At 59.3% G+C, this 12,775-nt stretch carries 12 protein-coding genes; all 12 read right to left on the bottom strand.

Annotated elements, in window-relative coordinates; all coding sequences use genetic code 11:
* Nucleotides 1–2 precede the first annotated feature (2 nt).
* Nucleotides 3–1,460 carry a flagellar hook-associated protein FlgK gene (gene flgK / locus LQ231_RS05700; protein ID WP_113140322.1) on the bottom strand — a complete coding sequence of 486 codons (1,458 nt, stop codon included), beginning with the start codon at nt 1,458–1,460 and terminating at the stop codon, nt 3–5.
* Nucleotides 1,461–1,483: 23 nt separating this feature from the next.
* The gene (locus LQ231_RS05695; protein ID WP_230170603.1) at nt 1,484–2,692 is read right to left on the bottom strand and encodes a flagellar hook protein FlgE; all 1,209 of its coding nucleotides are present in this window, start codon (nt 2,690–2,692) and stop codon (nt 1,484–1,486) included.
* A gap of 132 nt (nt 2,693–2,824) precedes the next feature.
* Entirely contained in the window at nt 2,825–3,496 is a 672-nt protein-coding gene (locus LQ231_RS05690) for a winged helix-turn-helix domain-containing protein (protein ID WP_113140320.1), read from the bottom strand.
* A gap of 280 nt (nt 3,497–3,776) precedes the next feature.
* On the bottom strand, nt 3,777–4,358 hold the full coding sequence (locus tag LQ231_RS05685) for a lytic transglycosylase domain-containing protein (RefSeq protein WP_230170602.1): 582 nt from the start codon (nt 4,356–4,358) through the stop codon (nt 3,777–3,779).
* On the bottom strand, nt 4,282–5,694 hold the full coding sequence (locus LQ231_RS05680; protein ID WP_230170601.1) for a flagellar hook-length control protein FliK: 1,413 nt from the start codon (nt 5,692–5,694) through the stop codon (nt 4,282–4,284). Before LQ231_RS05680 ends, LQ231_RS05685 begins: the two co-directional genes overlap by 77 nt.
* 2 nt (nt 5,695–5,696) lie before the next feature.
* Complete coding sequence (motC, locus tag LQ231_RS05675) at nt 5,697–7,007, bottom strand: chemotaxis protein MotC (RefSeq protein WP_230170600.1); 1,311 nt, start codon at nt 7,005–7,007, stop codon at nt 5,697–5,699.
* A complete protein-coding gene (locus LQ231_RS05670; RefSeq protein WP_230170599.1) occupies nt 7,007–8,308 on the bottom strand; it encodes a MotB family protein in 1,302 nt (433 codons plus the stop codon). Before LQ231_RS05670 ends, motC begins: the two co-directional genes overlap by 1 nt.
* Nucleotides 8,305–8,952 (bottom strand): GTPase, encoded by a 648-nt coding sequence (locus LQ231_RS05665; protein ID WP_230170598.1) that lies wholly within the window; start codon nt 8,950–8,952, stop codon nt 8,305–8,307. The genes LQ231_RS05670 and LQ231_RS05665 overlap by 4 nt, the downstream gene beginning before the upstream one ends.
* Nucleotides 8,949–9,224: a hypothetical protein gene (locus tag LQ231_RS05660; RefSeq protein ID WP_230170597.1), complete on the bottom strand. Its 276-nt coding sequence runs from the start codon at nt 9,222–9,224 to the stop codon at nt 8,949–8,951. The genes LQ231_RS05665 and LQ231_RS05660 overlap by 4 nt, the downstream gene beginning before the upstream one ends.
* 17 nt (nt 9,225–9,241) lie before the next feature.
* Nucleotides 9,242–10,210 (bottom strand): flagellin, encoded by a 969-nt coding sequence (locus tag LQ231_RS05655; protein WP_230170596.1) that lies wholly within the window; start codon nt 10,208–10,210, stop codon nt 9,242–9,244.
* 296 nt (nt 10,211–10,506) lie between these two features.
* Complete coding sequence (locus LQ231_RS05650; RefSeq protein ID WP_113140313.1) at nt 10,507–11,442, bottom strand: flagellin; 936 nt, start codon at nt 11,440–11,442, stop codon at nt 10,507–10,509.
* A gap of 235 nt (nt 11,443–11,677) precedes the next feature.
* Nucleotides 11,678–12,592 (bottom strand): flagellin, encoded by a 915-nt coding sequence (locus LQ231_RS05645; RefSeq protein ID WP_113140312.1) that lies wholly within the window; start codon nt 12,590–12,592, stop codon nt 11,678–11,680.
* Nucleotides 12,593–12,775: the final 183 nt, after the last annotated feature.

Genomic DNA, 12,775 nt, shown 5'->3' with positions numbered 1-12,775 from the left:
GATTACCCCGCCATCTGCAGCACGGCTTCCAGCATCTCGTCAATTGTCGAGACAAGCTTGGCTGCAGCTTTGTAGGACTGCTCAACATCGAGCAGCAGAGAAAGTTCTTCGTCGAGGCTGACCGCCGTCTTCGACGAATATGTCTGGTAGGTGCGCTCATAAAGCGCGCTCTTGTTGTCTCCAGCCGAGGTGGCCGTCGAACGATATTCTTCAAGCCAGCCGATGGAGTCGCTGGCGAAAGACAGCAGGCTGCTCGTCGTGGTCAGATCGGCGTCCGCAGAGAATTCACGGTCGGCCGACATGGCGTCGACATAGGTGTTGATCAGGTCGGTGTAACCCGAAGCCCCGGCGGTGTTGTGGACATAGTCGGTGCCGTTGATGCCACCGTCGCGGATCAGCGTCGGATCACCGCCGGCATCGGATCGCACAGCGTCGTTGACCCTGATCTTCGCAGCCAGTCCAGGCTCCACTGTGCCGGATGTCAACGTCGTGCCACCAGACCAGGTAAACAGGCCCGGCGCGTCCGGCTGACCGCCCGAGGGATCGGTTTCGGCAAAGGCTTCGATCAGCCCGCGGGCAACCTCATCAAGCTGCACCTGGAACGTCGGTGCAATGACATCGCGCAGCTGAACCAGCGCGCTGAGAGTGCCCTGCCCGTCGGTATTGCCGCCAACACCGGCCCGCACCGGCGTACCGTCGATATAGATCGAATTCCCGGTAACCGATGCATCGTAATTGTATTTGCGGTCGAACGTGACTTCGCGCGGATCGGTCTCGAACAGCGTGGTGCCGTCCGACGTGTAGAGCACCATGTCGCTGTTGTCGCGCATGTTGATGCTGACACCGACGATGCCGGAAATCTCCTTGACCAGCGTGTCGCGCCGATCGAGGTAATCACTGGCTTCACCACCCGTCGCCGTCAGACGAACAACCGCGTCATTGACCGTCTTGAATTCAGCGAGAAGTTTGTTCAGGCTCTCGACCTGTTCGGCAATCTGGGCATCGGTATCGGCGCGCAGCTGCTGGGTCGACGCTGTTGCATTGTTCAGCGAATTGGCAACGTCGATCGCGTCGGTGACCACGGTGGATGCGAGTGCATATTCACCGGGGGCAGCCGCAAAGGACTGGAGGCTGCTCTGAAGATTGGCGAGATAGGTTGACGTCGACAGTTCGTAGTCGTTGCCACCCAGCGCGCTGGAGATTGTTTCGAGACCTTCCAGCAGGGTGCTTTGCGAGCTCTGCTGCGATGTCGCGCTGGAGAACTGGCGCAGCAGTGCCATCTGCTGCGACCGCTCATTTTGCACCATCGTCGCACCGTAAACGGTGGTGGTGACGACGGCCTGGCGCCTTACATAGTTCTCGTTTCCATCATTGGCGATGTTCGTCGTGAGCACGGAGGTCTGTTGCCCCGTGTTCCGGAAGATTCCCTGAGCAGTGCCAAGCGATGATGCAAGCGACATAAGGCTACCCTAACTTTTTCGGTCTATCTCTTCAGGTTGACCAGGACTTCCATCAATTCGGAGCCGGTCTGGAATACCTTGGAGTTTGCAGTGTAGTTGCGCTGGGACTCGATCATCGCGGTGAGCTCTTCAGCCACGTCGACGTTGGAGTCTTCCAGAGCGCCGGAGATGATGCTGCCGAAGCCGCTCGAGCCGGCATAGCCCATGACCACCACACCCGAGTCGTTGGACTGGGTGTAAAGGTTTCCGGCAACCGGATTGAGGTTGTCGGGGCTCTGAACGCTGGCGAGCGCCACGCGGAACGTGGGCACGAGGTCACCGTTTTCGTAGGCGACGGAAACCACACCGGTGTCGTCGATTTCGTAACCCTTCACCTTGGATGCGGCGTTACCGTCGACCTTACCATTCTGCACGGAGAACTCGGACGCCAGCTGCGTCGTACCAGCAGCGCTGAGCGTGATGGCAGGGATCGTGGCACCATCGATATCCGCAACAGGATCGAGCACAAACTCGGCCGGATCCGGATTAATCAAGTTGCCATCGCTGTCGAACTCCATTGCTGCACCGGCCAGAAGCACATCGCCGGTTTCAGGAATGACAGCATCGACCGTCCAGTTGTTGTCGCTGTCTTTCGTGTAGGTAAATTCGACAAGACGGCTCGTGCCCTGGCTGTCGAAGACCTTCAGCGAGGTCGTCTTGACGTAGCCATCGGCCTCGAAGTTCGGCAGATTGACCGAGAGCGCCCCACTCGTGGAGGCAACTGCGGAAATGCCGGAACCAGACAGGTTCACTTCTGTCAGGCCGTCAAAACCGTTGACGACGATCGTCGGATCGGCGGCAGAATCATATTCATAACCCATCAGCGTATAGCCGGCGGAGTTCTGCAAACTACCGTCGTCCTGCAAGGTGAACGCACCGGCGCGGGTCAGGTATTCGACGCCGTCTTCACCCGATACGATGAAGAAGCCGTCGCCATTGATAGCAAGGTCCGTGGAGGATGTGGTGTAGCTGAAGGTGCCCTGGCTGGAGATCGAATAACGGACGTCCGTTTCGACACCACCGGAATTGTACTGGCCTGCAGAGCTTGGCAAAATCATGGATGAAAATTGTGTCGACGACTTCTTGTAGCCGACAGTGCTGGAATTCGCGATGTTGTCGGCGACGGTGCCGAGGCGGTTCGCCTGGGCATTCATCCCGGACACGCCGGTTCGCATTGTTCCGTAAAGGCTCATATTAAAATCCTCGCTTCGGTAGTCAGTACGGAGACTAGGGGATGGGCCTTGCGTGAGGCTGTATGACAGTTCGGTGATCGGTCGAATTCATCCGATCAGCCGTCCCCACGCAGGGAACCGCATGCTGCCCGATCAGCTCCAGTCGATGCAGTAGCCAAGGAAGCGCTTGGAATCGACCGGGTCGAAATCGAGCTTCTTACGAAGCTTCTTGCGAAGCTTGGAGATGTGACTTTCGACGACGTTCTCTTCGACTTCCTCGTCGAAGATGCCGTAGATGGCGTTGAAGATCTGGGTCTTCGAAACGCGTCGTCCGCGATTTGCGACCAAGTATTCCAGGATGCGACGTTCGCGCCGCGGCAGAGGAAAGACATCGCCGGAAATTTCCGGATCGCGCCCATCGGAGAAGACCCGGATCGGACCGATTTCGGTAAAGTTGGAAATTGCCTTCAGACGCCGGCGAATGGCCGCCGCCCGTGCCAGGATCTCGCGAGGATGGACCGGCTTGCGCACGACGTCGTCGACGCCGCAATCAAACAGGGCCAAGGTCGCCTCCAGGGATGGCTGATCGCTGACTGCGATCACCGGCGCCTGGGTTCTATCCCGGATTGCCCGCGGCAGTTCCAAGGTGCTATCGCCCTGACCGAGCAGAAAAGCCTCAACTGCCGCAATGTCGGAATCAGCCGCCGTAGTGACCCATTCCCCGAATTCCGCCGGATCAAATCCGGTGGATGGAATACCTTCCCGTCCAAATAGAGAAGTGTACCCGTCTTTCACGAGCTCGCGCTCATCAACCACGACGATCATTCAGCCGCCTCCGAATCAGTGTGGTGTTTCGATGCACTATGGGTACGAATCGGGGGATTCAGGGACAACTGGCGAAAGTTAATGATAGATATTAATAATTGATTAACGAATTGGTGCCGATTTGATCTATATATAGTGGGTACAGCGACTTCTCTGCACTATTTTTTAGTGGAAAAGTTAACGCAAGCTTCGCACAAGCTCTTGCTTTGCCCCATTTGTCCGCAGTCTCGCCACAATTGGCAAATCGGCACTAGTGTGGCTGTCAAACAATCAAAGGTTGCTATGCACCACAAAATTGACGCGCGTTGGTCGTCCAGGTTCCATAGCCTGTGGCAACCAGATTGGCGATAACGCGACAGACATAGCGCTTTTGCGCCGGGTCATTGTTGGGCCCGGCGTGATATCGGGCGACTGCCATAGTCCAGGTTTCGTGGCGATTGTGCAGCTTGCTGAGAAAGCGGGCGGCATATTCGACGTTCTTCCGGGGGTCGAACATGGCTTGAACAGAGGTGAACTGGTCGCCGTGGAAGTGCTGGTTTATCTGCATGCAGCCCACGTCGATCAGCTTGGCCCCCTGTCCGCGCGCCGCCTGGAAAGCGCCGAGCGCCTCGCTCATGTCTTGCGAATAAATCGCCCGCCCCTCGACGTTCATCGCGTAAGGCTGCAGCGATCCCTTGCGCCCGGTCTCGGTCAGGCCAACGGAATAAAGGATGCCCTCAGGCACCCCATACTTCGCCGCAGCGGCGCTGATTTCACGCTCGCAGACGCCAGCGGTTGCCGCTGCACTAGATGTAAATGAGATCAGGACGAGCGCTGTCGTCGGCAATAGCCTGGTTGCCAGCTGGCTGAAGCGTCCTGTCATCCGTCATCCTCACCCTGTCACCCGATGCGTCGCCGCGTGTCTGCCGATCGCCGCCGGCTTGCCGCCCCGACTGATCCGAGGCCTGCTGGCCCGCCTGCCCGTTCTGCTGGCCATTGCCATTGTTCTGGCTGTCTGCGCTGCGTTCCGCGGGCGCGACCTGGATGTTGATCTGCACCTGGTCGATGGTCAGCCCCTGCGCGCGCAAGGCCTTCAGGATCTCGTCCTGATCCTTGGTCAGCTTCTGCAGCGCCGCATGGTTTTCGACGGTCAATTGAACCGAAAGCTCTTCGCCCGTCAGCTTCAGCGTCGCGGTGACGCTGCCAAGCTCGATCGGGCTCATCTGGATCTTCAGCGTGTTGACGACCTTGCCCTGGCTCGACTGCGTGGCAGCATTGGCCAGTTCCGAGCCGGGCGACATCGCGCTGACCCACTCGCTGTCGCCAACCATCGCCGCGGTAATCGAAGCGGCATTGTTGCTCGATACCGGCGCCAGGAAGCGGCGCGCATCGATGACGGTAACCGTTTCGACGGTCGTCGATGCGGGCTCATTGTCTTCCCGCACGGTCTGAGCGGCTTCGCTCCTCAGGGTTACGGGTTGGCCCTTGCCGTCGGCGCGCACAAAACGGAATGCCTGGTCACCAGCCTCGGTGCCGGTCTCAGCTCCGGCATCCTCGGTTGAGACGCCGAGGGCTGATACGGCATCGACGCCATGATCGCCATTGGTCTTGCCTTCTACCGCCTCATGGCCATCGGGCTGGCCCTTGATCTGCTCGGCAGCAGTTCCACTGGTCAGGAGCGACAGGACATCGCCGAGATCGGGGCTCTTGCCGTCCACCAGCGCGCCTTCGTCGGTCTTGACAACATCCGCATCCACGTCGGTGGTTTTCTCCCCGCTGGTGGCGGTGGGTTTCTGGCCTCCGGTCTGCGCTTGCGCTGCAAGCTGGCGCGGGTCGACGGAAGCAGTCTTGCCGTCGGTGGCGTCGTGCTCCTTCACCTTGCCTTTGATCTTGTCCTTGCCCTCGACAGGCACCTGCTCGGTCGCGGCGTTCTCCGCCTCCGCCGTCACGGGCTTCAGCAAACTCGCCTGAGTAAGGTCGATAATCGGACGCTTGGTTCTGCCGGTTTCCTCCGATGCGGCATCGGGATGCTCGCTGCCGGCATCTGGCTCACCGCTGACTCCGCTATCGTTTGCGTCGCCATGGTCCTGGCGCCCCGAACTGGACAACGCTTCGGAAAAGCCGCCGTCGCCGGATTTGTCAGATCGACCAGCCGACGCCGCATGCGAGGCCACTGTATCCGTCGTGGGGATCCTGGGGGCTGTATACGCGTCCAACATGGTCAGGGGCCTTCCTGCTTGAGGAGATCATCGATCGCATCCAGCTTGGTGCGTCCGGAATCAACAAAGGTACGAACCGCCGGATCGAGGTTGGCGGCATTGGTCTCGGCAGCTTCAGCGGAAACCGGTTGAGGCTGCGGCACGGAGGCAGGGGTCGGTGGCGCCGTCGGATCCTGCAAGTCTGAATCAGCATCGACTGAGGCCATCGCCCCTGTATCCGCATCAGTTGTATTAGCGTTGGCTTGCGTCAGGCTTTCACGCACAGGCTCGGGTTTGCGCAAGACTTCCTTTGCGACGGCTTCTGCTGCCCGGCGCAGCGCGAGATCCTTCGGCGAGAGCGATTCCGCCGGAATGTCCATGATTGCCTGCATGGCGTCATCGACTTTATCCGTTGAAAGATTGACAAGGCCGCCGTAGAGGTTCGCGAGCGCGTCGGCACCTTCAGCCGTTCCTGACAAGGCCCTCGCCTGATCTGCAGCCATCTTGGTCAGGTCCTTACGTCCAGCGATCGCGGCTTTACGGGCAATGCGTAGATAGACCTCACGGCGGCGATCATTGTCCATGTATCCAAGCGTCGCTTCGATATCTTCCTGCTTGATGACGTCATAATGCTCGACGACCAGTTGGACGAAGAGATCGGCAAACTGGCTGGCATAGGGAGAATAGAGATAACGCCGGGCATAGCGATTGGCGTAGCCTCCTGCCTTGTCGACAATCTTTGCGTCAACGGCAACCGCCAGCGATCGCCGCAGGGCGGCTTCCTCGACGATCGTGCCGGGTGCTGTCAGTCGGGCCCAGTCATAGAATTTGAGCGCCTCGACGGGATCGCGCGTGATCGTCACGTTGCCTGCAACCAAAGCCAGATACGGCGCCAGATCGGTATTGCGATATTCCTTGCTGATCTCGCCGAGAGACTTGGCAATCAGGGTGCCCTTGCCGCTCAGATACTTGCGCAGGCTATCGGCAATGCGGTTGTCGAAATTGCCGTTGATGTCACGCGCTACCAGGAATTCCAGCGTCGCCGGATTGCCACCGCTCATCGCGTAGATCAGGGCGGCATCGACATTGCGCGGATCATCGAAGATCACCTGATCGGCGCTGCGCAAGCGCTCGTCGATGGTTCCAAGCATGAAGCGCTGCATTTCGGCGGCCGAATGATCGCCCAGGACCACGGTGTCCTGGACGAACTGCAGCGAGCGCAGCATCTGGAAAGGCTGGATGGTATCCATGTCGTTGGCCCGTGCGGACGCATTTCCCAGACCGACAAGCGCGGCGAATGCCAGGACCGAGATGGATACCCTGCGGAGCATCATTATCCCTGCTCCGCCTGAATCAGGATTTCGATGCGCCGGTTGGCGTCGGCCAGCGGATCATCCGGGACCTGCAGTCGGCGATCGGCAAAGCCGGACACCTGCTGGACGCGATCTTCCGTCAGGCCGCCGCGCAAAAGCATGTAATAGGCGCTATGCGCACGCGCCATCGAGAGGCGCCAGTTGTCGTTCTCGCTGCCCTTGAACTGGCGGCCGTCGGTATGGCCGCGAATAATGATCGATCCCGGCCGGCCCTGCAGCAGCTTGCCGATCTTTTCCATCGCCAGCACCATCTCGCGCTGGGGCACCGCCGAGCCGACGCTGAACATCGGTTGGTCGCTCTGGTCGCTGATCGAGACCAGAAGGCCGCCTTCGGCCGGGGTGACAATGAGACCTTCGGCGAGTTTGCCGGACACGCCGCCGATCTCGGCTTCGATCTGCGCCTTCAGCGTATCGGCCGAGGCCTGCTGGACCGCGAGCTCGGCTTCTGCCGTCATCGCGGACTTGCCGTCCTTTGGCTGTTCTGTCTTGCCGTCTTCCGGCTTGGCTTCCTTGGCAATGTCCGGGGCAATGTCCGGCTGCATCTGGGGCTTTTGCCCGGGCACGACCAGGGCGATCTGCTGGTCCGGTTCCGTCGGGTCTGCCGGTTCCTGCGGTGGCTGGATCTCAGCGGTCTGCGGCTCGGCCGGCGTCGTTGCATCGGTCGGCTTGCCGACCGGCGTGATGGCCGTCTGGACCTGCTGCGTCCAGAAGTCGGGATCGAAGGGGTCGCGATAGGCCTCGCCGCCCTGAGCACCGGTCGACGGGCCGGAATCAGCCGCACCACCCTCGCCCTTGGCGCTGACATTGGCCTGCTGGCCGACTTCCTGGGCGATTTCGGCCAGAACGGAATAGGGGTTTTCGAAGAAATCAGCTTCAGAATAGTTGGCCTGGTCACCGGAGGTGGCCGTCTGGTCTTCACCAGTCGCAGCGGCTGCCCCGACGGTCTGCTCGTCGGCCTCGACTTTCGAGCGCTCCTGCTTCTGCTCGCCCTCGGCCTGATCGACGGGCTTCTTCAAACCTTTTTCGGTCGGCTTCTCATCCGACAGCTTGATCGGGTTGAAATAGCTGGCAACGGAGGCCTTGGTCTCTTCGTTTGCGGCGTTGACCAGCCACATGACGAGAAAGAATGCCATCATCGCCGTCATGAAGTCGGCATAGGCGATTTTCCAGGCACCACCATGGGCGCCATCGTGATCGCCGCCGCCATGGCGCTTGATGATGATGATCTCGTTCTTGCCGTGATGGTGATTTTCGTCGCTCATCCGATCACCTTCCTGAGGCTTGCCGTAAAGGCCGATATGCGCGTGACCAGCGCCGCCTCAGCAAACTCGGCGGAAAGATCGAGGTCATCCGCCTCGACATGATGCATAAGGCCGAGATGCTCCGGCATCTGGGCAGACAGCATTGCGAACAGCGCCTTGGGGCCGCGTAGCTCAATGACGCCCGCCTCGCCGGCACTGATTGCCGTTTTCAACAGATGCGCGAGATCGGCGACGGCCTTTTCTGCCACCGCATCGGAAAACAGCGGCGCAAGAGCCACGGCCACCTGATCGCTGATGGCAAGCGAAAGCTCGTTGATGATGGCAGGCAGCTTCTCCGAAAGAGCCTTGGTCAGTTCGTCGCGATGCCGGGCTTCCAGCTCGGCAATCGCCTGCGAATGGGCAACCTCCATTGCCTGGCGATCCACTTCCAAACGACTTTCGGCGGCCTTTTCGCCTGCCTCGTGCCCTTCGGCATAGGCCTCGCGGCGCTCTGCGTCGACATCGATCGGCTCAGGTTCCGGTAGGGCCGGGAAATCCATGTCGAACGGATCCGGCTCGGACACGTCAAAACGCGCCGACAGTGACGGCGCCGGCGCAGGGGGCGCGGAAAAATCCTTCAAAAGGCGGGTCAGCGGCATGCTCATCGGCGGTCGCCTCCATCGGCGAGGACGACCGGTCCGGATGAACGGTCACTGATCTCAAGCAGATTAAATTCCATAAATGTCCGAACGCGCAGCATCATCACTTCCAATGTCGAGATCACCTTCGGATCGAGCCGGTCGCGGGCGCATGTGTCCACGGGTGCTTTGGCCGAAGCTAGGGTTTCAAACTTGCGCGAGGATGAATGCGACGGACCGCGCCGGAATGATCGCGCGGTCCAAAAGGTGACTGCCGTATTGATGGCGGATCTGGCCATGCTGCGGAGGCTTGCGTTTACTCGCGGAACAGGGTGAGCAGCTTTTCTGCGCTGCTGTTGGCGATTGAAAGCGCCTGGATGCCAAGCTGCTGCTGGGTCTGCAGGGCTTTCAGACGGGTCGATTCCTCGTTCATGTCGGCATCGACCAGACGGCCGACACCCTTGTCGATCACGTCCATCAGGTTGGAGACGAAATTGTCCTGCATTTCGATGCGGCTGGTGATCGCGCCCAGCGTTGCGGCAGCGTCGGTCAACTGGCTGATCAGATCGTCGACGACGCTGATCATGTCATCCAACGTTTCCGTGTCGGTGTCATTGTCAATCTCGATCGGATCACCGGTCGGCGGCACGACGGAACCGACGTCGAGAAGATAATATTCGCGCGCCGTACCCGTCGGGTCCGGAACGAGGGTGTCGGCGTCAATCGCCTTGGTCAGGAAGCCGCGGCCTGCGTATTCGGTATCGATCAGGACGGAATCCGCGGTGTCGAAGTCCAGCGTCGTCACCTGAACGCTGCCGTCGGCGCCGCGCACAAAGGAGGAGACAACCTGTTTGGTGCCCAGTTCGTTGACATTCGTATTGTAGAGCCAGTTCTCACCGGAGAATGATGCCGACTGCGCCGCCGAAACCAGCTGGTTCTTCAGCTGTTTCATTTCTTCGTTGATCTTTTCCTTGTCGACGCCCGGCTCGCTTGCGGCGACCAGCTTGGCCTTGATCGACGACATGACTTCGATGACGTTGTCGAGCGCCGTGTAAGCGGTATCCACCGTGGCGGCACCCAGACCCAGCGCGTCCGAGACCGTCGACAATGCAGCATTGTCGGAGCGCATGGTGGTGGCAATCGACCAATAGCCGGCATTGTCCGAAGCTGTCTCGACCCGATAGCCCGAGGAAACGCGGCTTTGCGTCGTTTCCAGATTGGTATCGATCGATCGCAGAGTCTGCAGGGCCGCCATTGCGGCAGCGTTGGTCATGATGCTGGTCATTGAGGTGCCCTTAATCGTCAATCCAAAAGGCCGGAAGCATACCGGTGGCAACGGAGGGGCATCATGCAGACCAGCATTCCGCCGGTCCCCGCAACCATTAACAAATCGTTAACGGCGCCAGTTAACAAACGCATGCGCCATTTGGCAAGGTCGGAAATCTGCTTGGAGGGAAAACCGCATAAATCGGCCAGCTTCACGCAAGGCACGAAAAAACCGCACCCATTTCTGGGTGCGGTTCATACCGAATACATCCGACTTGTCAGCTCGGGACGAAGTCGCCCCTAGCCAAGGCGCCCTTACTGACGGAAGAGAGTCAGGATGCTTTCGGAAGCGGTGTTGGCAATCGACAGCGACTGGATGGCGAGCTGCTGCTGGGTCTGCAGGGCCTTCAGGCGGGTTGATTCCTCGTTCATGTCTGCGTCAACGAGACGACCGATACCGGAGTCGATCGAGTCGGTGAGCGTGCTCACGAAATCTTCCTGGAGTTCGATGCGCATGGAGATCGAGCCGAGTTCAGCGGCCGCGCTCGTCATGCTCTGCAAGGCACTTTCGATGAGATCCAGCGATTCCTGCATGTTCGCGGCCATGTCAGCCGGATCGAAGGCATTGAGATCGAGCGTATCAACGGACACATCGCCAACACCGGTAAATGCCGAGACGGTTCCAAGGATACCCGTTGTGTATTCGATATTGCCGGCACCGTCGCCGCCGAACAAAAGGTTGCCATCAGCGGCGTCGCTCAGCACGTATTCTGTCGTCTTGACCGTCACCGCGCCGCTGGAATCGCGGACAAATCCGGACACGACCGTCTTGGTGGCGGCATCGCCGGCAATCCAGTTTTCGCCACTGAAGCTTGCCGATTCGGAGATCGAACGGAGCTGCTCCTTGAGCTGGTCGATTTCTTCCTGGATCTTGGACTTGTCGACACCTTCTTCGGTTGCCGCCACGACCTTGGCCTTAATTTCCTTGACGACTTCGATGGCGCTTTCCATCGCGGCGTAGGACGTATCAACCTTGGCGCCGCCAAGGCCGAGTGCATCCTGCACAGCCGAGAGTGCCATATTGTCAGATCGCATGGTGGTGGCGATCGACCAGTAGGCGGCGTTGTCGGACGCCGTGCCGACACGGAGACCTGACGATACACGCGCCTGGGTGTCTTCCATGCTGGAATCAATAGTGCGAAGGGTCTGGAGTGCAGTCATAGCTGCATTGTTTGTCAAAATGCTGGTCACTTGCGCGTCCCCTAAAAATGGCTAGTTTCTGGGACATCCCGGTCCGTCCGGGAACGATGGCGTCGCCTAATGCAATTAACCACTTCTTCGTTTTGGTTAATCCATCGTTACTTGACCTTCATGTAAACCGGACATGGTTAATGCATGGTTAACGCAATTTGACGATGTAAAAAAAAGCCGCCCCGGAGGGCGGCTTTCCAAAATTGCGATCTTGCTGTTGACCGAAAGCCTAGGCTTAACGGAAGAGCGAGAGGATGACTTCCGAAGAAGAATTGGCGATCGAGAGCGACTGGATAGCCAGCTGCTGCTGCGTCTGAAGCGCCTTCAGGCGGGTCGATTCCTCATTCATGTCTGCGTCAACCAGACGGCCGATACCGCTATCGAGCGAGTCAGAGAGAGAACCGACAAAATCTTCCTGCAGTTCGATGCGGGTGGAGATCGAACCGAGTTCTGCAGCAGCGCTCGTCATGGAAGCCAGGGCTTCATCAACAAGCGTCAGAGCTTCGGCCATTTCCGTGCCGTCGAATGTGCTGATGTCGAGTTCGTATACGGATACGCCGATCGTCGCGCCGCCTGCAGTGCCGAGGACACCGGTCGTGTCGTCGATGCCGCCTGCGCCGTCGCCACCGAACAGCAGTGTGCCGTCAGCTGCAGCGTCGAGCGTGTAGGTGGTGGTCTTCACAGAAACCGCATTGTTGGCATCACGTACGAAGCCAGAAACGACGGTCACGTCGGCAGCGTCGCCGGCAATCCAGTTCTCGCCGCTGAATGCAGCGGATTCTGCGATCGACATCAGCTGTTCCTGCAGCTGCGAAATTTCTTCCTGAACCTTGGCCTTGTCGACGCCTTCTTCGGTCGCCGTTACCAGCTTGGCCTTGATTTCCTTCACGACGTCGATGGCGGCGTCCATACCGGCATAGGCAGTATCGACCTTGGAAGCGCCGAGGCCGAGGGCGTCGGAGACAGCCGAGAGGGCCATGTTGTCGGATTTCATGGTCGTTGCGATCGACCAGTAAGCTGCGTTGTCAGACGCTTCACCAACGCGTTCGCCGGAGGAAACGCGCGACTGGGTTTCTTCCATGCCGCTGCTGATGCTGCGCAGGGTGCTGAGTGCCGACATTGCGGCGACGTTCGTCAAAATGCTCGTCATAGGTGTGTGCCCCTTAATGGCTGAATAGGAAGGGCATTCCGGTATCACCGGTAGGTGCGCACAGCGTCATGCCTGCTAACCGGCTGAATTTAATTGGTTAGCTCGCCCCTTCGATGGGTTCAGATAAACCCATGTTGGTTAACGAAGGCCTAAGGGGATCCGCCAGCTCAATGGTTAGCGTAA

It is taken from the genome of Rhizobium sp. CECT 9324 (genome assembly GCF_918741265.1).
In the GTDB taxonomy this organism is placed as follows: Bacteria; Pseudomonadota; Alphaproteobacteria; order Rhizobiales; family Rhizobiaceae; genus Allorhizobium.
This window is presented reverse-complemented; position numbering and strand designations above follow the sequence as displayed.